We start from the raw sequence: 24,990 nt of genomic DNA, 5'->3' as shown, positions 1-24,990 counted from the left end.
GCGCCCCGGGGGCCCCCCCCCCGCCCCGGCGCCCCGGGGGGCCTGCGGTTGGGGGCGGGGGGGCCCCGCGACCCCACCCTAACCCAAACGGCAGACCCTAGACGTTACTCCGCACAGGGGTGTGAGACAGACCCTGGGTGCGGGCATGCTGCTGGCAGGGACCGAGCGACTGGCAGGGACCGAGCGACGCGAGGTGGCGCATGGCGCGGATCGGGAGACGGGGCTTCGTGGCGAGCGCGGCGGTCGGGGCGCTGGCCGCCCTGGGGACGGCGGGCGACGCGGCGGCCGCGCCGCGTCGGCACAGCGCGCACCCCGAGTTCCGGGGCATGTGGCTGGCGACCGTCACCAACCGCGACTGGCCGTCCCGGGCGGGGCTGAGCGCGGAGCGGCAGCGCGAGGAGCTGACCGCTCATCTCGACACCGCCGTGGCGCGCCGGCTGAACACCGTCGTCCTCCAGGTCAGACCGGCCGCCGACGCGCTGTGGCCCTCGCCCTACGAGCCGTGGTCGCAGTATCTGACCGGCGTCCAGGGCCGGGACCCCGGCTGGGACCCGCTCGGCACCGCCGTGACCGAGGCCCACCGCAGGGGCCTGGAGCTGCACGCCTGGTTCAACCCCTACCGGGTCGCGACACACACCGACCCCTCGCGGCTGGTGCCGGAGCACCCGGCGCGCCGCCATCCGGAGTGGGTCCTGCCGTACGGCGGGAAGCTCTACTACAACCCGGGGATCCCCGAGGTCCGGGCCTTCGTCCAGGACGCCATGACCGACGCGGTGCGCCGCTACGAGATCGACGCGGTCCACTTTGACGACTACTTCTATCCGTATCCGGTCGCCGGGCAGACCTTCGGCGACGACGAGACCTACGCGCGGTACGGCACGGGCTTCGCCGACCGGGCGGCCTGGCGGCGCGACAACATCGACCGGCTGGTGCGGGAGATGTCCGCGCGGATCCGGGCGGCCCGGCCGGGCGTACGGTTCGGCATCAGCCCCTTCGCCGTCTGGCGCAACGCGGCGACCGACCCGCGCGGCTCGGACACCAGGGCCGGAGTGCAGACGTACGACGATCTGTACGCCGACACCCGTACCTGGGTCCGGCAGGGCTGGATCGACCATGTCGTACCGCAGGTCTACTGGAACATCGGCTTCGCCGCGGCGGACTACGCCAAACTGCTGCCCTGGTGGAGCGAGACAGTCCGGGGGACGGGCGTCGATCTCTGCATCGGCGAGGCGCTCTACAAGGCGGGCGACCCCGCGCAGCCGGCCGCCTGGCAGGACCCGGCGGAACTCTCCCGCCATCTGACGCTGGCGCGCGAGTACGAGGAGGTGCGCGGGCACTTCTTCTTCTCGGCCAAGGAGGTCGGGGCGGACCGCAACGGCGCGATGGCCAGGGTGGTGGCGGACCACTATCCGAGCAGGGTGCTCCCGCCCGGCTGACGCCCCGGCCCCGGCGGGCCCTGTCAGAGGGCGTGCTCGTGCGGCCTGACCACACAGTCGGGGCCGGGGGACATCACGGTCTCGTGCCCGTCCTCGAAACGGACGCGGTACGGGGGCGAGCCCTCGGGTCCCAGCACTTCGACGACTTCGGCGACCCTGTCGTGCACGCCCACGGTCCTGCCGTGCACCAGCAGCTTGTCGCCCACGCTCGCATGCATCGGAAAGCGACCTCCTCGCAAGGGCGGTGATCCGTCCGGCGATCCGTACTGTCGAGTCTACGGCGCACCCCGGGGCCCCGCCCGTGACGGTCAGCTCCTGGCCCGCTGGGTGACCGCGATGCAGACCAGGACGGCCACGGCCGCGAGCGGGGCGGCGGGGGTCAGCTCCTCGCCCAGCAGCGCCACCGACCAGAGGAGGGTGAGCAGGGGCTGCGCCAGCTGGAGCTGGCTCGCCCGGGCGATGCCGATCGCGGCCATGCCCCGGTACCAGACGTACAGCCCGAGGAAGGACGATCCGGCGGCCGCCCAGAGCAGTCCGGTCACTCCCGGGACCGTCAGCCGCACCGGCTCCACGGCCAGCGCCGCCGCCGCGCCCGCCAGCATCAGCGGCAGACACAGGACCAGGGCCCAGCCGATCACCTGCCAGCCGGGCATCTCGCGGGCCAGCCGGCCGCCCTCGGTGTAACCGGCGGCGCACACCAGCAGCGCGCCGAAGAGATACAGATCGCCGCTCCGGAGCGAGCCCCCGCTCTGCGACACGGTGAAGACGATCACGACGGCCGCTCCGGCGGTCGCCGCCAGCCAGAAGGCGCGGGAGGGCCGCCTGCCCTCGCGCACCGCCGCGTAGCAGGCGGTGGTCAGCGGCAGCAGCCCCACCACCACGGCGGCGTGCGAACTGCTGGAGGTCTTCAGGGCGAGCGTCGTCAGCAGCGGATATCCCACCACCACACCGGCGGCCACCACCGCGAGCGACCCCCAGTGGCGGCGCTCGGGCGGGGCGACCCGCAGCGCCAGCAGAAAACCGCCCGCGATCAGCGCCGCGAGCGCGCCGCGGACCGTCACCAGCGACCAGGGGCCGAAGGACTCCAGGCCCCAGACCGTGGCCGGGAAGGTGAGGGAGAAGGCCACCACGCCCAGCACGGCGAGCAGGGTGCCGCCGCCCGCGGCCGGGGCGGTGACCGCTATCGGCGCGGTAACGGTAGCGCTATTCTGTACTCTCATGCACGAGCGTAGCAGCGTCACCGAACTGGCCGGAATCCTGCGCCAGGAGTTCAACCGCTACTCATCAGGCGAGAAGCTGCCATCGAGCCGAGCCCTGGTGGAACGCCATCGGGTCTCCCCGGTCACCGTCTCCCGCGCCCTCGCCCGGCTCACCGCCGAGGGGCTGGTCGTCACCCGCCCCGGCGCGGGCGCGTTCCGCGCCGAGCCCCGCGCCCGGACGGCCGACGCCGGGGACACCTCCTGGCAGGAGGTCGCCCTCAGCGCCGACGCCTCTGCCGACGCCGTGCCGCGCACCGTCGACGCCTCCGGGGTGCTGGTCACCCTCGCCGCGCCGCCGCCCGGCGTGATCGAGTTCAACGGCGGCTATCTGCACCCCTCGCTCCAGCCCGAGCGGGCCATGGCGGCGGCGCTCGCCCGCGCCGGCCGCCGCCCCGGAGCCTGGGGCCGACCCCCCTCCGAGGGCCTGCCCGAGCTGCGCGAATGGTTCGCCCAGGGGCTCGGCCCCACCGTCGCCGCCGCCGATGTGCTGGTCACGGCGGGCGGCCAGTCCGCCCTGACCACCGCGCTGCGCGCGCTCGCCCCGCCCGGCGCGCCCGTGCTCGTCGAATCGCCCACCTACCCCGGCATGCTCGCCATCGCCCGCGCGGCCGGGCTGCGGCCCGTACCCGTCCCGCTCGACGCCGAGGGCGTCCGCCCCGAACTGCTCGACGCCGCCTTCCGGGCCACCGGGGCCCGGGTCTTCGTCTGTCAGCCGCTCTTCCAGAACCCGACCGGCGCGGTGCTCTCGCCCGCCCGCCGCCCCGAGGTGCTGCGCATCGCCCGAGCGGCCGGGGCCTTCATCGTCGAGGACGACTTCGCGCGCCGACTGGCCCACGACGACGCGGGCCGCCCGCCGGGCCCGCTCGCCGCCGACGACCCCGACGGCGTGGTGGTCCATGTCAGCTCGCTGACCAAGGTCACCTCGCCCAGCCTGCGGGTCGGGATGCTCGCCGCGCGCGGACCGGTCCTCGAACGGCTGCGCGCCATCCATGTCGTGGACAACTTCTTCGTACCCCGGCCGCTCCAGGAGGCCGCCCTCGAACTGGTCGGCGCGCCCGGCTGGAGCCGCCATCTGCGCGCCCTCGCCGTCGAACTGAGGACCCGCCGCGACATCATGGCCGCCGCCCTCCGCCGCCAACTGCCGGAACTCACCCTTCCGCACCTCCCGTCCGGGGGCCATCACCTCTGGCTCCGGCTGCCCGACGGCGCGGACGACACCCTGCTGCTCGCCGCGGCGCTGCGCGCGGGCGTCGCGCTCGCCCCGGGCCGCCCCTACTTCTGCGCGGAGCCCCCGGCCGGGCGGGTGCGGCTCAGCTTCGCCGGAGTGGCGGGCGGCCAGGAGATCGCCGAGGGGGTGCGCAGGCTCCGCACGGCGGCCGACGAAGTACTGGAGCCGGGACCGGGGCCCGGACCGAGGCCGGGGCCTGGACCGGAAAAGGGTGACGGGGGCGGGAACAGCGGGTGAACCCTGGACCGCCGGTACCGGAGTGGACCGTTCTGTCCCCTTGACCGCTCCGGGGCTTCAGGCACACCATCTCGCCATGAGTGTCCGGATCACGCTGGTGGCTGCCGCTCGCAGCTCCGCCCTGCTCGCGGAGCGCTTCGACGACGACCGGCCGCTCGACGGCGCGGGCTGGGACGAGGTGCGGCTCGCCGCGCACGCCCTGGTACCGCTCAACGCCGCCGAACTGCGCTACTGCTCACCGAGCCCGCGCAGCCGCGCCACCGCCCAGGCGCTCGGCTTCGCGCCGATGGCCCAGCCCGGGCTGCGCGACTGCGACATGGGGCGCTGGCGCGGCCGGACCCTCGCCGAGGTGACCGCCGTGGAGCCGGGCGCGGTCGACTGCTGGCTCGGCGACCCGCGCTCAGCGCCCCACGGCGGCGAGTCGCTCCTCGCCTTCATCGGGCGGATCGGCGGCTGGCTGGACACCCGCCCGGCCGGGGACGACGGCTCCGTCGTCGCCGTCGCCGAGCCTTCCGTCGTACGGGCGGCGCTGGTGTACGCGCTCAACGCGCCGCCCCACGCCTACTGGAGCGTGGATGTACGCCCGCTCTCCACCCTGGTCCTCACCGGCCGGGCCCGGCGCTGGAGCCTGTGCCTCCAGTCCGCCGCCTGAGCGGGCCCGCGCCGTTGACGGCTTACGCGCCGAAGCCCGTCACCCGGCTGGGAGCGATCCGCAGCACGACCCGGACATCCTCCGGCGGCAGCTCCAGATAGGCCACGCCCGCGCCGGGCCCGTCGTACTTCTCCGCGAGCAGCACCGCCGTACGGCGGCCGGTGTCCTCGACCACCGTCGCCGTGCCGCGCACCTCGATATAGCGGTCCGGCTGCCGGGGGTCGCAGACGCTCAGGCTGACCCGGGGGTCGGCCTCGATGTTCTTGACCTTCTGCCTGCCTCGCTGGGAGGAGATGATCACCTCTTCGCCCTCGACGCCGAGCCAGACGACCGAGGTCTGCGGACTGCCGTCGGGGAAGAGGGTGGCGAGGGTGGCGAGATGCGGCTCGTCGAGAATCCGGCGCGCGGAGTCGCTGAAGGCGAAAGTCATGCCGGGAGCCTAGTCCGGAGGCGTCAACTACCGCCGGACAATCGGGACTTGATCCATCTCATCGGCCGGTTGTCGCCCTTCGGCGGCCTTGGCCCGCCGGTGGGCCGCGACCCGCTCACGGGTGGCGCACCGCCGGGAGCAGTAGCGGCGCGGCGGCCCGGCCCCCTGGGTGAGGAAGACGTTTCCGCAGCTCGCCGAGGCGCAGAGGCCGCCGGGCGGGCACTGCCGGTCCCATACGAGGACGGTCAGCGCCAGGGCGGAGGAGGCCAGCAGCCACTCGCCCCAGGGCGCGTCGTCATGGCTGTCGAGATGGGGGTGCCAGGGGGACGCGCCCCGGTGCGAGGTGAGCCGCAGCGACCCGGCGGTGAGCGCCAGCAGCCCGTTGAGCCGCGCCGCCGCCTCCGCCGCCCCCGGCGCGGCGAAGACCTCGCGCAGCCGCAGGGCCGCCGCGCGCATCTCGGCGGTGTCGCGCTCGGAGAGATCGAGCTCTCCCGGCTCGCCGTGCTCGCGCAGCACCGCGACGACGGCCGCCGCCGACGGGGCCTCCCGCGCCGTCAGTACGTTGACCAGGGCCGCCGTCCGCCGGGCGGCGGCCTCCACCGCGTGCCGGGCGGACCAGGTGCCGCCGTCTGATGTCACCATCCGGCGAATGTAACGCATCTGGCGCATATTTGAGTTACCTGCGTACCGTGCCCGGGATGGAAAAGCGTCACCCCCGGCGTCGGCTGTGGAGCTGGACGGCCGGTGCCACCGCCGCCCGCACCGGCGACGAGATGTCCGGCCCCGCCCTCCTGCTCGCGGGCCTCGCCGTCACCGGCTCGCCCGCCTCGGCCTCGGCCCTGCTCGCCGGGGCCACGGCCGCGGCGGCCGTGGGCGGCCCGCTCATCGGCGTACTCCTGGACCGCTCGCCCGCCCCGGGCCGCCTCCTCGCGGCGGTGCTCGCCGGACACGCCCTCGCGCTGACCGCCGTCCTCGTCTGCCTCGGCCGGGCCCCGCTCGGCTGGACCGTCCTGATCGCGGTCGCCGCGGGACTCCTCGCCCCCGCCCTCGCGGGCGGCTGGAGCGCCCAGCTCCCGAACGTGGTCCCCGCCGGAGCACTGCCCCGCGCGGGCGCGCTCGACGCGCTGACCTTCAACGCCGCCGCACTGGCGGGCCCCGCGCTGGCAGGCGGGACCGCGCAGCTCGCCGGGGCCCGGGCCGGGGTCGTCGCCTCCGCCGTCCTGATCTGCCTGGCGCTGCCCGCCGCCCTGCGGCTGCCCCGGCGCACGGCGGGAGCACCCCCGTACCCCTTGTCCGCCGGGATCGCCTCCGAGATCGCCGCCGGGTTCCGCGCCATCACCCGCGTCCCGCCGCTCGCCCGGGCCACCGCCGTCACCGCGGTCTCCTGCGCGGGCGAGGGCATGCTCGTCGCCTGCGCCCCGCTGCTCGGGGAGCGCGCCCTGGGCGGCGCGGGTCACGGGGCCCTCCTGCTCACCGGGATCGCCGTCGTCGCGCTCGCCGCGGGCGCCCTGCCCGCCCGCCGCCACGGCCCCCCGAGCCCCGACACGGTCCTCCCCGTGAGCGCCCTCCTGCTGGCCGCCGCGACGGCGCTCGCCGCGACCGCCGCCCCCGTACCCCTGGCGGCGGCCGTGGTGCTCGCCGGGGTCGGCCAGGGAGCCCAGCTCACCGCCCTGTTCGCGATACGCCACCGGGAAGCCCCCGGCCGGCTGCGGGCCCAGGTCTTCACCACGGGCGCGAGCCTCAAACTCACCGGCTTCGCCGCGGGCGCGGCCCTCGCCGGGCCCCTCGCCCTGTGGTCGCTGCCGGGCGCGCTGCTCACCGCCGCCGCCGTCCAGCTGCTGGCCGCGCTCCCCGGCGTGAAACCCTGCGCGGGAAGACGGCGAGAGCGAGGAGCGGGGACAGATGGACGAGCGTGAGAACACCGCGGCGGGGCGCACCGTCGCGGGCTTCGGCGTGGACGACATCCTGCGGCAGCGGTACGTGACCGTCCCGGCGGCCGGCCGGCAGGTGTCCCTGAGCTTCGAGGACGCCGACCGCGAGACGGTCGAGGCGCTCCTGCCGCAGGCCCGGGCGGTGCTCGCGGCCTTCGCCCGGCTGAGCGAGGAGGGGACCGCCTTCCTGTGGGCGTGGGGAGCCGAGGGGGACGAGAGCGCCGAGGAGGCCGCCGGCTTCCTGGCCTCGATGAACCCGACCACCGTGGTCATCGGCCCCTCGGGAGCCTTCGCGCTCCACTACGAGGAGGTCGGCGAGGAACACTTCCTCGACGGCTACTGGCCCGCCGTCCACTTCACCGCGGGCCTCACCCCGGAGAAGGTCACCGTGGAAGCCTGACCAATCCTGACCCGCTCCGACCGGCCCCGCCGCGCCCCGGGAGGGAGGGCCCTTTCGAGAGGGGGGCGCGGACGAGATATCTTGATGTCGAGCAATGTTGCAGACGTGGAGCGGAGCACCCGGTGACTGACTCGACCATCATCTACACGCACACCGACGAGGCCCCAGCGCTGGCCACGCACTCGTTCCTGCCCGTGGTCGAGGCCTACGCCTCGACGGCCGGGGTCACGGTGGAGAGCCGTGACATCTCCCTCGCGGGGCGGATCATCGCCGGCTTCCCCGAGTACCTGGAGGAGAGCCAGCGCATCGAGGACGCACTCGCCGAGCTGGGCGAGCTGGCCAAGACCCCCGGCGCCAACATCATCAAGCTGCCGAACATCTCGGCCTCGATCCCGCAGCTGAAGGCCGCCGTCGCGGAACTCCAGGAGCAGGGTTACGCGCTGCCGGACTACCCGGACGACCCGAAGACCGACGAGGACCGCGACGTTCGCGCCCGCTACGACAAGGTCAAGGGCAGCGCCGTCAACCCGGTGCTGCGCGAGGGCAACTCGGACCGCCGCGCCCCCGCGTCGGTCAAGAACTACGCCAAGACCCACCCGCACCGCATGGGCGCCTGGACCCCCGAGTCCAAGACCAATGTCGCCCACATGACCGCCGACGACTTCCGCTCCACCGAGAAGTCGGCCGTCCTCGCCGAGGCGGACTCGCTCCGCATCGAGCTGACCGCCGCCGACGGCACCACCACCGTGCTGCGCGAGTCGGTCCCCGTCCTCGCGGGCGAGGTCGTGGACGCCTCCGTGCTGCGCGTCGCCGCGCTGCGCGAGTTCCTGGCCGCCCAGGTGGCCCGCGCCAAGGACGAGGGCGTCCTCTTCTCCGTCCACCTCAAGGCCACGATGATGAAGGTCTCCGACCCGATCATCTTCGGCCATGTGGTGCGCGTCTTCTTCCCGAAGACCTTCGCCGCGCACGGCGCCGCGCTCGCCGCCGCCGGCCTCAGCCCCAACGACGGGCTCGGCGGCATCCTCAAGGGCCTGGACTCCCTCCCCGAGGGCGCGGCGATCAAGGCGTCCTTCGAGGCCGAGCTGGCCGAGGGCCCCGCGCTCGCGATGGTCGACTCGGACCGGGGCATCACCAACCTGCACGTGCCGAGCGATGTCATCGTCGACGCCTCCATGCCGGCGATGATCCGCACCTCCGGCCACATGTGGGGCCCCGACGGCAAGGAGGCCGACACCCTCGCCGTCATCCCCGACAGCAGCTACGCCGGCATCTACCAGGCCGCCATCGAGGACTGCCGCGCGAACGGCGCGTACGACCCCGCCACCATGGGCTCGGTCCCCAACGTCGGTCTGATGGCGCAGAAGGCCGAGGAGTACGGCAGCCACGACAAGACCTTCGAGATCCCCGCCGACGGCACCGTCCGCGTCCTGAACGGCGCGGGCGAGACCGTGCTGGAGCACACGGTGGGCGAGGGCGACATCTGGCGCATGTGCCAGACCAAGGACGCCCCGATCAAGGACTGGGTCAAGCTCGCCGTGACCCGCGCCCGCGCGACCGGCGTCCCGGCCGTCTTCTGGCTGGACGAGGGCCGCGCCCACGACGCGAGCCTCATCGCGAAGGTCCGCGAGTACCTGCCCGAGCACGACACCGAGGGTCTCCAGATCGAGATCAAGGCCCCGGTCGACGCGATCAACTTCTCCCTGGAGCGGATCCGCCGCGGCGAGGACACCATCTCGGTCACCGGCAATGTGCTGCGTGACTACCTCACCGACCTCTTCCCCATCCTGGAGCTGGGCACCAGCGCCAAGATGCTCTCCGTCGTCCCGCTGATGAACGGCGGCGGCCTCTTCGAGACCGGCGCGGGCGGCTCCGCGCCCAAGCACGTCCAGCAGCTCGTCAAGGAGAACTACCTGCGCTGGGACAGCCTGGGTGAGTTCCTCGCCCTCGCGGTCAGCTTCGAGCACCTCGCCCAGACCACGGGCAACGCGCGCGCCCAGGTCCTCGCGGACACCCTGGACCGTGCCACGGCCACCTTCCTCAACGAGGACAAGTCGCCCAGCCGTCGCCTCGGTGGCATCGACAACCGCGGCAGCCACTTCTACCTCGCGCTGTACTGGGCGCAGGAGCTGGCCGGGCAGAGCGACGACACCCAGCTCGCGGAGGCGTTCGCGGCGCTCGCCAAGACGCTCTCCGAGCAGGAGGAGACCATCGTGGCCGAGCTGATCGCGGTCCAGGGCTCCCCGGTCGACATCGGCGGCTACTACCAGCCCGACCCGGCCAAGGCCGCGGCCGTCATGCGCCCCTCGGCGGCCTTCAACCAGGCCATCGCCTCGCTCGGCTGACACGACCCCGGGGCGGTGAGCCGCCCCGGTCGAGCACGGAGCGGTGAACGCGCCCCGGCCGGTGAAACCCACCGGCCGGGGCGCGCCCGTGTACCGGGCCCGTGCCGGGCCGTGGGTACGCCGGGGGCCCTCACCCGGATGGCGTGCCCGCCGCGCCCGGGATCCGCCGGATTGTTCCACTGGAGCCATGACGACAGCGATTGTGGGCACCGGCAACATCGGATCGCGGCTGGCCGCGAATCTGACCCGGGGAGGCGAGCCCGTCCTGGTGGCGGGCCGCGACGAGGCCAGGGCGCGCGAGCTGGCCGCCCGGCTCGGCACCGGGGCGACCCCGGTCACCACCGACCGGGCGGTGGCCGGTGCGGACGTCCTCGTCCTCGCCGTCTGGTTCGAGACGATCAAGGAGTTGATCGCGGAGTACGGCGAGCGGCTGAACGGCCGGATCGTCGTCGACCCCTCGAACCCGATCGCCCCCGACGGCAAGGGCGGATTCGTCAAGACGATCCCCGAGGACCAGTCCTCCGGAACCGTCCTCGCCGCCCTGCTCCCCGAAGGGGCCCGCCTGGTCAAGGCCTTCGGAACCCTCGGCGCCGAATCCCTCGACAAGCTCTCCCACCGCACCCCGGACCGCGCGGTGGGCTTCTACGCGGCCGACGACGAGACCGCGGGCGAGACGGTGGCCCGTCTCATCCGGGCGGCGGGCTTCGAGCCGCTCTCCGTGGGCGGCATCGACCAGTCGCGAAGGATCGAGGTCTTCGGCGATCTGCACGAGTTCAGCCTCGGTACGGTCCCCTCCGCCGAGGACGCGAAGAGCCTGCTCTGAACCCGGCACGCGGCCCCGGCCCGCCCGGCCTCACCCCCGCCCGGCCTCACCCCCGCCCGGCCTCACCCCCCGGCGCGGCCCGCGCCGGCCGCGGTGACGACGGCGAGTTCCTCCTCGGTCAGCGGCGGCCCGCCCAGCGGCGGATGCCGGGGCCCGACCGCGGCGGCCAGCAGCACCCGGGGCCTGACCAGGGTGCGCAGCGGGGCCTCCAGCGAGGTGACGTCGGTGAACTCCTTCGTCATCAGGAAGCTCCCGGTGGACGTCTTGACCAGCCGGTCCACATACCGCGCGAGCATCCGGTCGGTCCGGCTGGGGGAGCCGCCCCGCACCCCGGGGAAGAAGACGTCCTGGCCCGTCGCCAGATCCCAGGCCACCGAGACCCGCCGGGCCACCGAGTACTGCACCCGCCGGGCGAGCCGGGGCGCGGCGAGACCGTGCTCCGAGGCGTGCTCGCGCAGCGCGGCCGCGCTCTGGGCGGCCACCGACATGCCGTGCCCGTACACCGGGTTGAAGGTCGCCACCGCGTCGCCGATCACGACGAACCGCTCCGGCCACTCCTTGACCTTCTCGAAGAACTGACGCCGATTGCGGGTGCTGCGGTTGATCGTCACCCCGCCCAGCGGCTCCAGATGCGAGATCAGCTCCCCGACCACCGGGTGGCGCAGGCTCCGGGCGAAGCCCTCGAAGTCCTCGGCGCGGTCGGTGGGCTCGCCGCCCCGGGTCCCGGAGTTGGTCACCAGCCAGCGGCCCCCTTCGATGGGCAGGATCGTCGCGCTCCGCCCCGGGCGGGCGGCCCGCGCGTCGGCCTGCACACTGACCACGGGGAACTCCTCCGCCCCCGGGGGCGCGCGGAAGACCCGGCTCGCGTACACCAGCCCCAGATCGACCGTCCGCCCAGCCGGAGAGTCCACCCCCAGCTCCTCCAGGAACCGCGGGGCCCGGGAGCCGCGCCCGCTCGCGTCCACCACGAAGTCGGCCTCCAGCACCCGCCGTACGCCGTCGGCCCCCCGTACCCGGACACCGGTGACACGTGTCGCCGTTCCGACGAGACCCTCCGCCCGGGTGCGCTGCACCACCCGTACCGCCGGGTCCTCCAGCACCTGTTCGCGTACCACCGCGTCCAGCAGATCGCGGCTGCACGCGATCAGGAAGTGGGTCTCGCGCCGCCAGCGGCGGTACCAGCCCTGCGGACTCAGACCGACCATCCCGGTCGGGACGGGTATTCGCCGCGCGCCCGCGGCCAGCCATCTGCGGGTCACTCCGGGCAGCAGCTCCTCCGCCGCGCGGACCCCGCCGCTCCACAGCAGATGCACATGGCCGGCCTGGGGCAGCCCCCGGCGGGGGAGCGGACCGTCCGGCAGCTCGTCGCTCTCGATCACACGGATCTCGTCCGCCAGACCGCGCAGCGCCGCCGCCGTCAGCATTCCCGCCAGCCCGCCGCCGATGACGACTGCCCGGCGACCACGCGCGTCCGCACAAACTCTCTTGGGGTCGGTCATGTGTGCCTGCTCTCTACCAGGCCGCCCGGGGGCGGGCTTCTTCGGCGAGGGGGGATGGTCGGGTGAGGGGGGCCGCGGCGGTCCTCGGCCGGGCGGCCGGCATCCCGGGGAACGGAGGTCCGGCGGCGTACGGTTCAACGGCGTGCGCCCCGGCGGCCGGGGCCCGGGCCGTAGCCGGGGCCGGGGCCGAGCGAAGATCAACAATCATCGGTCCATGATCGCTCAGCTCTCCGGCAGCCGGTCGGGCCGCCCACCGCCCGCTCTCCCGCCCGCCGCACCTCCGCCGCCGGACGGACCCCGCGGGCCGGCGCCCTCCCGTGATCCGCTCCGGCGGGCCGCCCCGCGCCTCCCTGGGACACCATTTCCCGCTCCTCGCTCTCCGCTGCCCGGGGAGATCGCCGCGCCGACGGCCCGGCCATCGGAACCCTAGCCTTTAGGCTGGCGGCCATGGTGATGTCAACAGGCGTTACGGGGCTGTGGAGTTCGGGCCTTCGGTTCGCGGGGACGGACGACGCCGTGGCGGCGGCGGTACGCGCGGAGGAGCTGGGCTACGCCTCGGTCTGGGTGCCCGACGCGGACGGGAAGGGCCTCTTCGACCGGCTGTCGGCGCTGCTCTCCGCGACCGGCCGGATCACCGTGGCCACCGGGGTCCTCAATCTCTGGATGAACGACCCGAAGACAGTCGCACAGCGGTACGCGGAGCTGACCGCCGCCCATGAGGGGCGGCTGCTCCTCGGCATCGGCGTCAGCCACGCGCCGGTCGTGGAGGGCTCCGGGGCCGGTGTCTACACGAGGCCGATCGCCCGGACGGCGGAGTTCCTCGACGCTCTCGACGCCGCCTCGCCGCCGGTGCCCGCCGGGAAGCGGCTGCTCGCGGCCCTCGGGCCCCGGATGCTGGACCTGGCCAGGGAGCGTACGGCGGGAGCGCACTCGTATCTGGTGACGCCCGGGCACACCCGTGCCGCCCGAGCGGCGCTGGGCGCGGACCGGCTGCTGGTGCCGGAGGTGACCGTGGTGGCGGAGAGCGACCCCGGCAGGGCCAGGGAGATCGCCCGGGCCGGGCTGGCCGTCTATCTCACCCTGCCCAACTATGTGAACAACTGGCTGCGTTCCGGGTTCACCGAGGACGACGTGGCCCGGGGCGGCAGTGACCGGCTGGTCGACGAGCTGGTGGCCTGGGGCGGCGACGAGACGATAGCCGCCCGTCTCCAGGCCTTCCGGGACGCCGGGGCGGACCATCTCGCGGTGCAGATGTGGGACAGGGACACCCTCGCGGCCTCCCGTCGAGGCGAGACGCAGACGGGCTTCCCCCTCGCCGACTGGGAGCGGCTGGCCCCGCTCCTCAACGGCTGACCGCGCCCCCCTGGGCAGGGGGGGGCAGGGGGGCAGAGGGCCGGGTCGGTCCGGATCCCGCCGGATCCGGACCGTACCCCGCCGGATCAGCCGCCGACGATCTCGCGGACCTCGGCGGTCACGGTCCAGTGCTCGTCGTGCACCTCAAGGAACCGCCTGGCCCACTTCACGGCCTCGGCCCTGTTCTCGGCCTGGATGATCGAGTAGCCGCCGACGACCTCCTTGGCCTCGGTGAAGGGCCCGTCGGTGTGGCTGATCCGGCCCCCGGACCAGGTCACCCGGGTCCCCTCGGAGACGGGGGTGAGCGCCGCGGTGTCCAGCATCACCCCGGCTTTGGTGATCTCCTCCAGCAGCACCCCCATGCGCTCGGTGCACTCGGGGCTGAGGCCCTCCTCGGTGGTGGTCGTCTCGTCGACACGGATCATCGTCAGAAAGCGCGGCACGGTGACTCCTCGGCTCGCTCGGGTTCCTCGGGCGGGGCCTCTCCCCGCCTCTCACGGGTATGTCGAACGGGAGAGGCCCGGATCGACAGCCGCCGGGAACTTTTTCCGGGAAATCTTCGAAACCGTTCGGCGACCGCACACGGGCACACGGGTGACTTCCTCAGGGGTCGGCGGCGACCGGCGCGGGAGCGCGTTTCCCGGCCGGGTCGTCGGTAGCCTCGCGCCATGGCTGACACTTTCGACCACGCCCCCGCGGTGTGGACTGCGGGGCGGCTCCGGGAAGCCCTCGTGAACCTGCCGGACGACACGCCCATCCACATCGGAGTCGCCGACGGTCCCGGTGACTTCGACGGCTACAGCGAGTACGCCCTGGTGAACCTCGAACCGGTGGAGAAGGACGCCACCGGAAGGACCGGCGCCCCCGCCACCGTGGAGTACACCCTCTTCGCCGACTACAAGGCGGGCAGCTACCACCCCGACCCCGCCTGATCCGAACGAACGACAGGCCTGAGCCCGCCCGGGTCCGCCCGGGCGGGCGGCCATCGTCGCGTTGAACGAGCCGTGGCCGAGGCCGTCGGCGAGCGCGGTGGCGGTGCCGGACGCGAGGAGTTCCCGCGCGGCGCGCGCGACCAGGGCGTAGCCGCACTCGGCGACCCCGGGGCCCCCGGGGGAGGACTACGCCACGGCCTAAGGCCTGCGGCGGGGCTTTCCGCGCTTGGCGGCGGCCTTGGCCCCGCCGGAGCCGCCCCGGGCGCCCTTGCCGCCCTTGGCGCCGCCCGCGCCGCCACCGGCACCGCCGCGCGGGTTCTTGCCCCCGGCGCTCTTGCCGCCGGATCCGGGCCTGCCCCGGGCGCCGGTCTTCTCCGCGCGCTTGGTCTTCGGCTGCGGCGGGGTCGGCCGGCCGCGAGAGCTGTTGACGGTCCGCCCCCGGACGATCCCGATGAAGTCCTCCACCAGCTCGGTGGTCGCCTCCTGCGGCCAGGACAGCGCGATCCGCGATTCGGGGGTGCCGGAGACCGGCCGGTAGGTGAGGTCTTTGCGGTGGTGCAGCCGGGCCAGCGACTGCGGCACGACGAGCACGCCGATGCCCGCGGCCACCAGCTCGACGGCGTCCGCCGTGGTGGCGGGGCGCTCCAGCGCGGGCTTTCCGGGCAGCCGCTCCCAGCTGAGGATGTCGTCGAGGGGGTGCAGCACGATCTCCTCGGCCAGATCCTCGGCCGAGATCTCCTCCACCGCCGCCACGACATGGTCCTTCGGGACCACGACCACCGTCGTCTCGGTGTAGAGCGGGATCGCGCTGAGATCGTCCCGGTCGACCGGCAGCCGGACGAATCCGGCGTCCGCGCCGCCGCTCCTCAGTACGCCGAAGGACTCGGCCGCGGTCACCGCGGTGAGGATCAGGGGGACGTCGGGCCGTCGCTCGTTCCAGATCCGCACCCACTTCGTGGGCGTGACCCCCGGGACATACGCCAGCCGGAACGAAGGGGAGGTATCCGAGCCTGTCACCCCGCCAGGTTAACCGGTCGTGGTCGGCGGCGGCGCACACGCTCGATACCCTTGACAGCATGAAGTCGCACCAGACCGCCCAGACGATGAAGCCCGCGACCGCGGCGAAGAAGCTGGGTGTGTACCTTGAGGCCACCCCCGCCGAGTTCCAGGAGGGCGTCGTCTCGCGCAGCGAACTGAACGCGCTGCAGACCGACCCGCCCGAGTGGCTCCAGGAGCTGCGCCGCACCGGCCCGCACCCCCGGCCGGTCGTCGCGGCCAAGCTCGGCGTCTCCATCGCGGGTCTCGCCCGCGGCGGTGTCACCGAGCCCCTCACCACGGAACAGATCGACGCGCTGAAGAAGGACAGCCCCGAGTGGCTCCAGAAGGAGCGCGCCACCCAGGCCGAGGTCCGCAAGGAAGCGGTCCGCATCAAGGAGAAGAACGCCGAGCGGGCCGAGCAGTCCCGCCCCCCGCGCTCCTGATCCACCGGAAGCGCCCCCGTACCTCCCGTACTCCCCGTACGACACCGGCCGGACCGCGGGCGGTCCCCACCATCTCGGTGAGGACCGCCGGCGGCCCGGCTCCGTCGTTCTCGGGACCCCCTCACGGGATCAGTCCGAACGACTCCGCGCCGTCATGGCACATCGCGCCGCACCAGCGGCATTTCCCGCGCCTGGGGGGATCAGCCGGCGAGCGGCACAGCTCAGCCGCTTGACCTTGACACGGTGACAGGGCCTTCACTGCTGCCGAGGAGGTGGTCTCGATGACGATCACGCGACAGGACACGGACCGGCAGGACACGGACCGGCAGGACACGGACCGGCAGGACACGGGCGCGGACGCGGTACGGGCGGTGCTCCGGGGTCTGGAGGACGGCCGTTCGTCCGTGCGGCTGCGGGCCGCCCTGGAGGCCGGTACGACGCCGGACCCGCGCTTCGTCGACAAGCTCGTCGAGCGGTGCGCGATCGAGCCCGAGTTCTTCGTCCGCGACATGCTGACCTGGGCGCTCACCCGCCACCCGGTGTCCATGACGCTTCCCGGGCTGCTCCGGGAAGTCCGCTCGGAGCGGACGCAGGCACGGAGCCAGGCGCTGCACACGCTGTCCAAGGTCGGGGACCGGCGGGCGTGGCCGGCGATCACCCGGGCGCTGCTGTCCGACGCCGACGACGAGGTGGCGCGGAGTGCCTGGCGGGCCGCGGTCGTGCTCGTGCCGGAAGGCGAGGAGGCGGCGTTGGCCGTGGTGCTGGCGACGCAGCTCGGGCGCGGCGGGCGGGAGACGCAGCTGAGTCTCAGCCGGGCGCTGGTCGCGCTGGGGGAGGTGATCGCGCCGGCTCTGCTCGCCGCGACGACAGCCCCCGACCCGGGCGCACGCGCACACGCGCTGGCGACACAGCGGCTGCTGCGCGACCCGGACACCGGATTCGAGTCCGCGATCGAGGAGGCGAAGCGCATCGTGGCCCTCGACGGATGGGGTCAGGAGGGATGATGGGGCCGTGTTGATCGGCGAGGTGGCGCGACGGTCCGGGGTCAGTGCCCGCATGCTCCGGCATTACGAGTCGCTCGGCCTGGTGCGCCCTTCGGGCCGTACCGGCTCCGGCTACCGGGAGTACTCCGGGGAGGACATCCGGCGGATCTTCCACATCGAGAGCCTGCGGTCGCTGGGGCTGTCGCTGCGCGAGGTCGGACGCGCGCTCGACGATCCCGGCTTCACGCCTTCGGCGCTCGTCGACGACCTCGTCCGGCAGACGCGCGAACGGATCGCGGCGGAGACCGAGCTGCTCACGCGGCTGCGCCGGATCGACGCCGCGGACCCCGCCGGCTGGGAGGGCGTCCTCCAGGTCGTCTCGCTCCTCCAGGCGCTGGGATCGAAGAGCGCCGATGTGCGCCAGCGCGCCGCCCTCTCCTCGGTCGACGAGGTGCCGGTGCCGGTGGAGGCGCTGGTCGAGGCGGTGCTGAGCGAGAGGGATCCGAATGTCGCCGGGGCCCTTCGATGGGCCCTGGCGCGATCGGGCGGCCGTGGCACGGCACTGCTGTCGAAGGGCCTTCGCTCACCGGCGGCCGCGGTGCGGGAACGCGCCGTTCAGTCCCTCGCCGAGATGCCCGGCGACGAGGCCGCCGCGCGGCTGCGGGACGCCCTCGCGGACGACGACATCACGGTCCGCGGGCACGCGGCCCTGGTGCTCGGGGCACGTGGTGCGGCCGACGCGGTCCCGACGCTCATCGACATGATCGTGGCGGGAGGGAACGACACCGGCGCGGCCGACGCACTGGGCGTACTGGCGAGCGACACCGCTGCGGCGGACCGGATCACGGCGAGGCTCGTCGACCGCCTCGCCCACGACACCACCCCCGCGCCCGCGCGCGGACGGCTGACCCAGGCGCTGGGGGACATCCCGGGCACGAGCGCGTCGGACGCCCTTGAGGAGTTGTCGCGGGACGCGGACCGCGCCGTCGCGCTGACCGCCGCGTACCTCCTTCGGCTGCGCGACGCACGATGACGGACCCTTCCCAGGGCCGTCGGGCCCCCGGGCCGTCCGTGGTCCGTCCCCACTCCATTGCATAAAAGTGCAGTGCTGCGTATAGTCATGCCGTCGACAAGGAGGGTTCGATGGCGGTACGAGCAGCAGTGGCGGGCGCGAGCGGCTATGCGGGCGGGGAGGTGCTCCGGCTGCTTCTGGGGCATCCCGGGGTCGAGATCGGCGCGCTCACCGGCCATTCAAACGCCGGGCAGGCGCTCGGCGGACTTCAGCCGCATCTGACGCCGCTGGCCGGACGGGTGCTGGAGCCCACCGAGGCCGAGGTGCTGGCGGGGCACGATGTCGTGTTTCTCGCGCTGCCGCACGGGCAGTCGGCCGCCGTGGCCGAGCAGCTCGGCGAGGATGTCCTCGTCATCGACATGGGGGCGGACTTCCGGCTGGCGGACGCCGCGGACTGGGAGAGGTTCTACGGCTCGGAGCACGCGGGGACCTGGCCCTACGGCCTCCCCGAGCTGCCGGGCGCGCGGGGCGCGCTGACGGGGGCCAGGCGGATCGCGGTGCCCGGGTGCTATCCGACCGCCGTCTCGCTGGCGCTCTTCCCGGCGTACGCGGCGGACATCGCCGAGCCCGAGGCCGTGATCACGGCCGCCTCCGGGACCTCCGGCGCGGGCAAGACGCCCAAGGCGCATCTGCTGGGCTCCGAGGTGATGGGTTCGATGAGCCCGTACGGCGTGGGCGGCGGCCACCGGCACACCCCCGAGATGATCCAGAACCTGAGCGCGGTGGCGGGGGAGCGGATCACGGTCTCCTTCACCCCGACCCTCGCCCCCATGGCGCGCGGCATCCTCGCCACCTGCTCCGCGAAGGCGCGGCCGGGCGTCACGGCGGCGGACGTACGGGCCGCCTACGAGAAGGCGTTCGCCGACGAGCCCTTCGTCCGGCTGCTCCCCGAGGGGCAGTGGCCCGCGACCGCGTCCGTGTACGGCTCCAACGCCGCGCAGATCCAGGTCGCGTACGACGAGAGCGCCCACCGGATCATCGCGATCAGCGCCATCGACAACCTGACCAAGGGCACCGCCGGCGGCGCGGTGCAGAGCATGAACATCGCCCTGGGCCTCGACGAGACCACAGGACTCTCAACGATCGGAGTGGCACCGTGAGCGTCACGGCAGCGCAAGGATTCACGGCGGCGGGCATCGCCGCCGGAATCAAGGAGAACGGCAACCCGGACCTGGCCCTCGTGGTCAACAACGGTCCCCGCCGCGCCGCCGCGGGCGTCTTCACCTCCAACCGCGTCAAGGCGGCCCCGGTCCTCTGGTCCGAGCAGGTCCTCAAGGGCGGCACGGTCGGCGCCGTCGTCCTGAACTCCGGCGGGGCCAACGCCTGCACCGGCCCGCAGGGCTTCCAGGACACCCACGCCACCGCCGAGAAGGCCGCCGAGGTGCTGAAGGGCCACAGCGCGGGCGAGATCGCCGTCGCCTCCACCGGTCTCATCGGCCTGCTCCTCCCCATGGACAAGCTGCTGCCGGGCATCGAGAAGGCGGCGGGCGAGCTCTCCCCGTACGGTGGCGAGAAGGCCGCCATCGCCATCAAGACCACCGACACCGTCCACAAGACCGCCGTCCGCCAGGGCGAGGGCTGGACCGTCGGCGGCATGGCCAAGGGGGCCGGAATGCTCGCCCCCGGGCTCGCCACCATGCTCGTGGTGCTCACCACCGACGCCGATGTCGACAGCCCCGCCCTGGACAGGGCGCTGCGCGAGGCCACCCGCACCACCTTCGACCGGGTGGACTCCGACGGCTGCATGTCCACCAACGACACCGTGCTGCTGCTCGCCTCCGGCGCGTCCGGGACGGTCCCCGAGGAGGCCGCGTTCGCCGAGGCCGTCCGGGCCGTCTGCGACGATCTCGCCCGTCAGCTCATCGGCGACGCCGAGGGCGCGTCCAAGGACATCCGCATCGAGGTCGTGGGCGCGGCCACCGAGGACGACGCCGTCGAGGTCGGCCGCTCGATCGCCCGCAACAACCTCCTCAAGTGCGCGATCCACGGAGAGGACCCCAACTGGGGCCGGGTGCTCTCCGCCATCGGCACCACCAAGGCCGTCTTCGAGCCCGACCGGCTCAATGTCGCGATCAACGATGTGTGGGTCTGCCGCGCGGGCAGCGTCGGCGAGGACCGGGACCTGGTGGACATGCGCTTCCGCGAGGTGCGGATCACCGCGGACCTCTCGGCGGGCTCCGCCTCGGCCGTCATCTGGGCCAACGACCTCACCGCCGACTACGTCCACGAGAACAGCGCGTACAGCTCATGAGCGGCCCCCAGACCCCCGCGCGCAAGCACACCGCGCTGCCGAAGGCCCGGATCCTCATCGAGGCGCTGCCCTGGCTGACCCGTCACCAGGGCAAGACCGTGGTGGTGAAGTTCGGCGGCAACGCCATGATCGACGAGGATCTGAAGGCGGCCTTCGCCCAGGACGTCGTCTTTCTCCACCACGCCGGTCTCAAGCCGGTCGTCGTCCACGGCGGCGGCCCGCAGATCAGCGCCCAGCTCGACAAGCAGGGCCTGGTCAGCGAGTTCAAGGCGGGGCTTCGGGTCACCACGCCCGAGGCGATGGACGTCGTACGGATGGTGCTGGCCGGACAGGTCCAGCGCGAGCTGGTCGGGCTGCTCAACCAGCACGGGCCGCTCGCCGTCGGTCTCACCGGCGAGGACGCCCACACCATCACCGCGACCAAGCATCTGCCGCTCATCGACGGCGTACCGGTCGACATCGGCCGGGTCGGCGAGGTGACCAGGATCGACACCGGCGCCGTGAAGGCGCTGCTGGAGGACGGCCGGATCCCGGTCATCTCCTCCATCGCCCGTGCGGAGGACGACGGCCATGTCTACAACGTCAATGCTGATACGGCGGCTGCGGCTCTCGCTGCGGCGCTTGGCGCGGAAACCCTGATGGTGCTCACCGATGTCGAGGGCCTCTACGAGGACTGGCCCCACAGCGACGAGGTGATCAGCAGGCTCACCGCCACCCAGCTGGAGAAGCTGCTTCCGGATCTCTCCAGCGGGATGGTCCCCAAGATGGAGGGCTGTCTCTTCGCCGTCCGCAACGGGGTCAACACCGCCAGGGTGATCGACGGCCGGGTGCCGCACTCGATCCTGCTGGAGATCTTCACCGACGAGGGCATCGGCACCATGGTCGTGCCCGACGACCGGTCCGTCACTGAGGGGAAATGATGAGCAACCAGGAGTTCGCCCAGCGCTGGCGCGGCGTGATGGCCGACAACTACGGCACCCCGTCGCTCACCCTGGTCGGCGGCGAGGGCGCCCGCGTCCGGGACGCCGACGGCGTCACGTACACCGACTTCGTCGGCGGCATCGCCGTGAACGCGCTGGGCCACGGCCACCCCGCCGTGGTCGAGGCCGTCTCCCGGCAGATCGCCTCCCTCGGCCATGTCTCCAATCTGTACGCCGCCGAGCCGCCCCTCGCCCTCGCCGAGCGGCTGATCCAGCTGGCCGGCCGGCCGGGGCGGGCCTACTTCTGCAACTCGGGCGCGGAGGCCAACGAGGCCGCCTTCAAGATCGGCCGGCTGACCGGGCGTACGCACATGGTCGCTGCCTCCGGCGGTTTCCACGGCCGGACCATGGGGGCGCTCGCCCTCACCGGCCAGCCCGCCAAGCGGGATCCGTTCCTGCCGCTGCCCGGCGAGGTCACCCATGTGCCCTACGGGGACGCCGCCGCCCTGCGCGCCGCCGTCACCACCGAGACGGCGCTGGTGATCCTGGAGCCGATCCAGGGCGAGAACGGTGTGGTCGTCCCCGACCTCGGCTATCTGGAGGCGGCCAGGGAGATCACCCGGGCCACCGGCACCCTGCTGGTCCTGGACGAGGTCCAGACCGGCATCGGCCGGACCGGCCACTGGTTCGCCGCCCAGGCCGAGGGCGTCGAGGCCGATGTGGTCACCCTCGCCAAGGGGCTGGGCGGCGGGCTGCCGCTCGGCGCGGTGCTCGCCTTCGGCCCGGCCGCCGAGCTGCTGAAGCCCGGCCACCACGGCTCCACCTTCGGCGGCAACCCCGTCGCCTGCGCCGCCGGACTGGCCGTTCTGGACACTCTCGCCGCCGACGGACTGCTCGACCAGGTCAAACGGCTGGGGGAGAAGATCCGGGACGGAGTGGAATCTCTCGGACACGAGCTGGTCTCCCATGTCCGCGGCGCCGGCCTGTTGCTGGGTATCGTGCTCAACGAGCCCCTCGCGCCTCAGGTGCAGCTCGCGGCTCAGAACGCCGGCTTCCTGGTGAACGTCCCGGCTCCCGATGTCGTACGGCTGATGCCGCCGCTGATCATTGGTGAGGCGGACGTGGACGCGTTTCTCCGGGCCCTGCCCGGCGTTCTCGACACGGTCTACGAGCGGAACGGGACAGGACTAACCGGAGAATGAGACGACGATGACCGAGGCGCAGGACTCCGAGCAGGGTGGGCCCGCGGTACCGCAGACCCGTATGGCCCGCCACCGTCGGATCGTGGACATCCTCAACCGGCAGCCGGTGCGCTCACAGAGCCAGCTGGCGAAACTCCTCGCGGACAACGGGCTGAACGTCACTCAGGCGACGCTCTCCCGGGACCTCGACGAGCTGGGCGCGGTGAAGATCCGCAACACCGGTGGCGAGCTGATCTACGCGGTGCCCAGCGAGGGCGGCTTCCGCACCCCGCAGGCCCCTCTCGGCGAGTCGGCGAAGGAGGAGCGGATGCGCCGGCTCTCCGGGGAGCTGCTGATCTCCGCGGAGGCCTCCGCCAATCTGGTGGTGCTGCGGACGCCCCCCGGGGCGGCGCAGTTCCTCGCCTCGGCCATCGACCAGGCCGAACTGCACGACATCCTCGGCACCATCGCGGGCGACGACACCCTGCTGCTGATCAGCCGTGGTCCCACCGGCGGGCAGGCGCTCGCCGACCATCTGCTGGGGCTGGCGCAGAAGGACCGCTGAGACCTGCCTCTTCCGGCCCGCGTCCCGCTCCGGGGCGCGGGCCGGAAGCGTGCCCGGGGCCGGTCAGACGGTGCGCGCCGGCAGCGGCAGCGGGAGCGCGGGCAGCCCGTCCAGGCTCACGCCCAGATGCTCCTTCTTCTCGCAGTACGCGGCGAACTCCTCGTCCGTCTTCCGCGCGAAGTGCTCGGCGTGCTGCGTCCGCTCCTCGTCGTACGTCATGAACGGCACCGCGAAGCCGCAGGCGTCGCTGATCCGGCGGGCGCGCACCAGCACGATCGCCCGCGCGCTCGGCCCGTCCACCTCCGCGAAGTACCCGATCAGCTCCGCCCAGCGCGGGTCGTCCCGGAAGACCGCCTCGCCCTGGCCGTGCACCCGCAGCACCTTGGGCGGCCCGGAGAAGGCGCACCACATCAGGGTGATCCTGCCGTTCCCCTCCTCGCGGAGATGGGCGACGGTCTCCGCGCTGCTGCCCCCGAAGTCCAGATAGGCCAGGGTCAGCCCGTCGATGACGACGAGGGTGCCGCTGCGGCCCTTGGGGGAGAGGTTGACATGGCCGTCGCCGCTCAGCGGGGCGGTCGCGGTGAAGAAGACGGGCTGCTGCTCGATGAATGTCCGGATACGGCCTTCTATGCGTTCATAGCGCTGTCCCATGAAGCCGATTATCGGCCGGATCCCCTCGCTCCGGGCGTGCTGTTTCACGCCTTGAGAGCCCCGGGCGCGCCCCGCGTCACCCGAAGAGACGTTGACGAATCATGCGGAAGCTTGCATACTTATTCCATCACCGAATGCACCGTAAGGAGAATCCCGTGACCGAGCGCGTCGTACTCGCCTACTCGGGCGGTCTGGACACCTCTGTCGCCATCGGCTGGATCGCCGAGGAGACGGGCGCCGAGGTCATCGCCGTCGCCGTGGACGTCGGCCAGGGCGGCGAGGACCTGGACGTCATCCGCAAGCGCGCCCTCGCCTGCGGTGCGGTGGAGGCCGAGGTCGCCGACGCCAAGGACGAGTTCGCCGACGAGTACTGCCTCCCGGCGATCAAGGCCAACGCCCTCTACATGGACCGCTACCCGCTGGTCTCCGCGCTCTCCCGGCCCACGATCGTCAAGCACCTGGTCGCCGCCGCGAAGAAGCACAACGCCGGCATCGTCGCCCACGGCTGCACCGGCAAGGGCAACGACCAGGTCCGCTTCGAGGCCGGCATCTCCGCCCTCGGCCCCGACCTGAAGTGCATCGCCCCGGTCCGCGACTACGCGATGACCCGGGACAAGGCGATCGCCTTCTGCGAGGAGAAGCAGCTCCCGATCGTCACCACCAAGAAGTCGCCGTACTCCATCGACCAGAACGTCTTCGGGCGGGCCGTGGAGACCGGCTTCCTGGAGGACATCTGGAACGCGCCGATCGAGGACGTCTACGAGTACACCTCCAACCCGGCCGAGCCCCGCGAGGCCGACGAGGTCGTCATCTCCTTCAAGGCGGGCGTCCCGGTCGCCATCGACGGCAGGCCCGTCACCGTCCTCCAGGCGATCCAGCAGCTCAACGAGCGGGCCGGAGCCCAGGGCATCGGCCGGATCGACATCGTCGAGGACCGTCTCGTGGGCATCAAGTCCCGCGAGGTGTACGAGGCCCCCGGCGCGATCGCGCTGATCACCGCCCACCAGGAGCTGGAGAACGTCACGGTCGAGCGCGAGCTGGCCCGCTACAAGCGGCAGGTCGAGCAGCGCTGGGGCGAGCTGGTCTACGACGGCCTGTGGTTCTCCCCGCTCAAGCGCGCTCTGGACGGCTTCATCAACGAGGCCAACCAGCATGTCACCGGCGACATCCGGATGACCCTGCACGGCGGTCGCGCCGTCGTCACCGGCCGTAAGTCGGACGAGTCGCTCTACGACTTCAACCTCGCCACCTACGACACCGGCGACACCTTCGACCAGTCCAAGGCCCAGGGCTTCATCGAGATCTTCGGCCTCTCCTCGAAGATCGCCGCCCGGCGCGACCTCGCCTGACCTCCGCCGTCACAC

26 protein-coding genes are annotated in these 24,990 nt (G+C 73.1%); 18 read left to right on the top strand and 8 right to left on the bottom strand.

All coding sequences use genetic code 11. From position 1 onward, the window contains the following. Nucleotides 1–200: 200 nt before the first annotated feature. Nucleotides 201–1,436, top strand: coding sequence for a glycoside hydrolase family 10-like protein (locus tag IE247_RS19105; protein ID WP_190124393.1), 1,236 nt, complete (start codon nt 201–203; stop codon nt 1,434–1,436). 23 nt (nt 1,437–1,459) lie between these two features. Here IE247_RS19105 and IE247_RS19100 read toward each other — a convergent pair whose 3' ends face one another. Both IE247_RS19100 and IE247_RS19095 read right to left on the bottom strand, forming a co-directional pair. Next, complete coding sequence (locus IE247_RS19100; protein ID WP_190124392.1) at nt 1,460–1,654, bottom strand: DUF1918 domain-containing protein; 195 nt, start codon at nt 1,652–1,654, stop codon at nt 1,460–1,462. Between the two features lie 90 nt (nt 1,655–1,744). Next, nucleotides 1,745–2,656 carry a DMT family transporter gene (locus tag IE247_RS19095; protein WP_190124391.1) on the bottom strand — a complete coding sequence of 304 codons (912 nt, stop codon included), beginning with the start codon at nt 2,654–2,656 and terminating at the stop codon, nt 1,745–1,747. Between IE247_RS19095 and IE247_RS19090 the strand changes: the two genes are divergently transcribed. Beyond that, nucleotides 2,655–4,160 carry an aminotransferase-like domain-containing protein gene (locus IE247_RS19090; protein WP_190124390.1) on the top strand — a complete coding sequence of 502 codons (1,506 nt, stop codon included), beginning with the start codon at nt 2,655–2,657 and terminating at the stop codon, nt 4,158–4,160. The two genes, IE247_RS19095 and IE247_RS19090, sit on opposite strands and share 2 nt — an antisense overlap. Before the next feature lie 76 nt (nt 4,161–4,236). Next, nucleotides 4,237–4,812: a histidine phosphatase family protein gene (locus IE247_RS19085; RefSeq protein WP_190124389.1), complete on the top strand. Its 576-nt coding sequence runs from the start codon at nt 4,237–4,239 to the stop codon at nt 4,810–4,812. Between the two features lie 22 nt (nt 4,813–4,834). On the opposite strand, the gene IE247_RS19080 is transcribed toward IE247_RS19085, so the two are convergent. Together IE247_RS19080 and IE247_RS19075 are read right to left on the bottom strand one after the other, a co-directional pair. After that, entirely contained in the window at nt 4,835–5,242 is a 408-nt protein-coding gene (locus IE247_RS19080) for a PPOX class F420-dependent oxidoreductase (RefSeq protein WP_190124388.1), read from the bottom strand. A gap of 27 nt (nt 5,243–5,269) precedes the next feature. Next, nucleotides 5,270–5,884, bottom strand: coding sequence for a CGNR zinc finger domain-containing protein (locus tag IE247_RS19075; RefSeq protein WP_229869222.1), 615 nt, complete (start codon nt 5,882–5,884; stop codon nt 5,270–5,272). 56 nt (nt 5,885–5,940) lie between these two features. Here IE247_RS19075 and IE247_RS19070 point away from each other — a divergent pair, with 56 nt between their 5' ends. The 4 genes from IE247_RS19070 to IE247_RS19055 all read left to right on the top strand — a co-directional run bounded on the left by IE247_RS19070 (nt 5,941) and on the right by IE247_RS19055 (nt 10,738). Continuing rightward, a complete protein-coding gene (locus IE247_RS19070) occupies nt 5,941–7,158 on the top strand; it encodes an MFS transporter (RefSeq protein ID WP_229869221.1) in 1,218 nt (405 codons plus the stop codon). Further along, nucleotides 7,145–7,573: a hypothetical protein gene (locus IE247_RS19065; protein WP_190124386.1), complete on the top strand. Its 429-nt coding sequence runs from the start codon at nt 7,145–7,147 to the stop codon at nt 7,571–7,573. Before IE247_RS19070 ends, IE247_RS19065 begins: the two co-directional genes overlap by 14 nt. 122 nt (nt 7,574–7,695) lie before the next feature. Beyond that, entirely contained in the window at nt 7,696–9,915 is a 2,220-nt protein-coding gene (locus IE247_RS19060; RefSeq protein ID WP_190124385.1) for an NADP-dependent isocitrate dehydrogenase, read from the top strand. Between the two features lie 187 nt (nt 9,916–10,102). Further along, a complete protein-coding gene (locus IE247_RS19055; protein WP_190124384.1) occupies nt 10,103–10,738 on the top strand; it encodes an NADPH-dependent F420 reductase in 636 nt (211 codons plus the stop codon). Between the two features lie 62 nt (nt 10,739–10,800). On the opposite strand, the gene IE247_RS19050 is transcribed toward IE247_RS19055, so the two are convergent. After that, nucleotides 10,801–12,237 (bottom strand): FAD-dependent oxidoreductase, encoded by a 1,437-nt coding sequence (locus tag IE247_RS19050; RefSeq protein WP_190124383.1) that lies wholly within the window; start codon nt 12,235–12,237, stop codon nt 10,801–10,803. A gap of 447 nt (nt 12,238–12,684) precedes the next feature. Here IE247_RS19050 and IE247_RS19045 point away from each other — a divergent pair, with 447 nt between their 5' ends. Next, entirely contained in the window at nt 12,685–13,590 is a 906-nt protein-coding gene (locus IE247_RS19045; RefSeq protein WP_229869220.1) for a TIGR03620 family F420-dependent LLM class oxidoreductase, read from the top strand. Between the two features lie 86 nt (nt 13,591–13,676). Here IE247_RS19045 and IE247_RS19040 read toward each other — a convergent pair whose 3' ends face one another. Continuing rightward, the gene (locus IE247_RS19040) at nt 13,677–14,033 is read right to left on the bottom strand and encodes a YciI family protein (protein WP_190124382.1); all 357 of its coding nucleotides are present in this window, start codon (nt 14,031–14,033) and stop codon (nt 13,677–13,679) included. A 225-nt stretch (nt 14,034–14,258) separates the two neighbouring features. Between IE247_RS19040 and IE247_RS19035 the strand changes: the two genes are divergently transcribed. Then, nucleotides 14,259–14,522 (top strand): DUF6225 family protein, encoded by a 264-nt coding sequence (locus tag IE247_RS19035; RefSeq protein WP_190124381.1) that lies wholly within the window; start codon nt 14,259–14,261, stop codon nt 14,520–14,522. 198 nt (nt 14,523–14,720) lie between these two features. Here IE247_RS19035 and IE247_RS19030 read toward each other — a convergent pair whose 3' ends face one another. Beyond that, a complete protein-coding gene (locus IE247_RS19030) occupies nt 14,721–15,539 on the bottom strand; it encodes a LysR substrate-binding domain-containing protein (protein WP_190124380.1) in 819 nt (272 codons plus the stop codon). Nucleotides 15,540–15,598: 59 nt separating this feature from the next. Here IE247_RS19030 and IE247_RS19025 point away from each other — a divergent pair, with 59 nt between their 5' ends. From IE247_RS19025 to IE247_RS18990, 8 genes are all read left to right on the top strand, one after another. After that, nucleotides 15,599–16,003, top strand: coding sequence for a DUF5997 family protein (locus IE247_RS19025; RefSeq protein ID WP_190124379.1), 405 nt, complete (start codon nt 15,599–15,601; stop codon nt 16,001–16,003). A 281-nt stretch (nt 16,004–16,284) separates the two neighbouring features. Then, nucleotides 16,285–17,007: a HEAT repeat domain-containing protein gene (locus tag IE247_RS19020; protein ID WP_229869219.1), complete on the top strand. Its 723-nt coding sequence runs from the start codon at nt 16,285–16,287 to the stop codon at nt 17,005–17,007. A gap of 7 nt (nt 17,008–17,014) precedes the next feature. Continuing rightward, entirely contained in the window at nt 17,015–18,019 is a 1,005-nt protein-coding gene (locus IE247_RS19015) for a MerR family transcriptional regulator (RefSeq protein WP_190124378.1), read from the top strand. 110 nt (nt 18,020–18,129) lie between these two features. Beyond that, nucleotides 18,130–19,158, top strand: coding sequence for an N-acetyl-gamma-glutamyl-phosphate reductase (gene argC / locus IE247_RS19010; protein ID WP_190124377.1), 1,029 nt, complete (start codon nt 18,130–18,132; stop codon nt 19,156–19,158). Beyond that, the gene (gene argJ / locus IE247_RS19005; RefSeq protein WP_190124376.1) at nt 19,155–20,309 is read left to right on the top strand and encodes a bifunctional glutamate N-acetyltransferase/amino-acid acetyltransferase ArgJ; all 1,155 of its coding nucleotides are present in this window, start codon (nt 19,155–19,157) and stop codon (nt 20,307–20,309) included. The genes argC and argJ overlap by 4 nt, the downstream gene beginning before the upstream one ends. Then, a complete protein-coding gene (gene argB, locus IE247_RS19000) occupies nt 20,306–21,229 on the top strand; it encodes an acetylglutamate kinase (protein WP_190124375.1) in 924 nt (307 codons plus the stop codon). The genes argJ and argB overlap by 4 nt, the downstream gene beginning before the upstream one ends. Next, entirely contained in the window at nt 21,229–22,431 is a 1,203-nt protein-coding gene (locus IE247_RS18995; protein ID WP_190124374.1) for an acetylornithine transaminase, read from the top strand. The genes argB and IE247_RS18995 overlap by 1 nt, the downstream gene beginning before the upstream one ends. A gap of 7 nt (nt 22,432–22,438) precedes the next feature. Continuing rightward, the gene (locus IE247_RS18990; protein ID WP_190124373.1) at nt 22,439–22,975 is read left to right on the top strand and encodes an arginine repressor; all 537 of its coding nucleotides are present in this window, start codon (nt 22,439–22,441) and stop codon (nt 22,973–22,975) included. A gap of 63 nt (nt 22,976–23,038) precedes the next feature. On the opposite strand, the gene IE247_RS18985 is transcribed toward IE247_RS18990, so the two are convergent. Next, nucleotides 23,039–23,626 (bottom strand): pyridoxamine 5'-phosphate oxidase family protein, encoded by a 588-nt coding sequence (locus IE247_RS18985; RefSeq protein WP_190124372.1) that lies wholly within the window; start codon nt 23,624–23,626, stop codon nt 23,039–23,041. A gap of 155 nt (nt 23,627–23,781) precedes the next feature. On the opposite strand from IE247_RS18985, the gene IE247_RS18980 reads away from it, so the two are divergent. Further along, nucleotides 23,782–24,975 carry an argininosuccinate synthase gene (locus tag IE247_RS18980; RefSeq protein ID WP_190124371.1) on the top strand — a complete coding sequence of 398 codons (1,194 nt, stop codon included), beginning with the start codon at nt 23,782–23,784 and terminating at the stop codon, nt 24,973–24,975. Nucleotides 24,976–24,990: the final 15 nt, after the last annotated feature.

The organism is Streptomyces inusitatus (assembly GCF_014651115.1).
GTDB classification, from domain to species: domain Bacteria; phylum Actinomycetota; class Actinomycetes; order Streptomycetales; family Streptomycetaceae; genus Streptomyces; species Streptomyces amakusaensis.
Note: the sequence above shows the minus strand (reverse complement) of the source record. Positions and strands in the feature narration are given on the sequence as shown.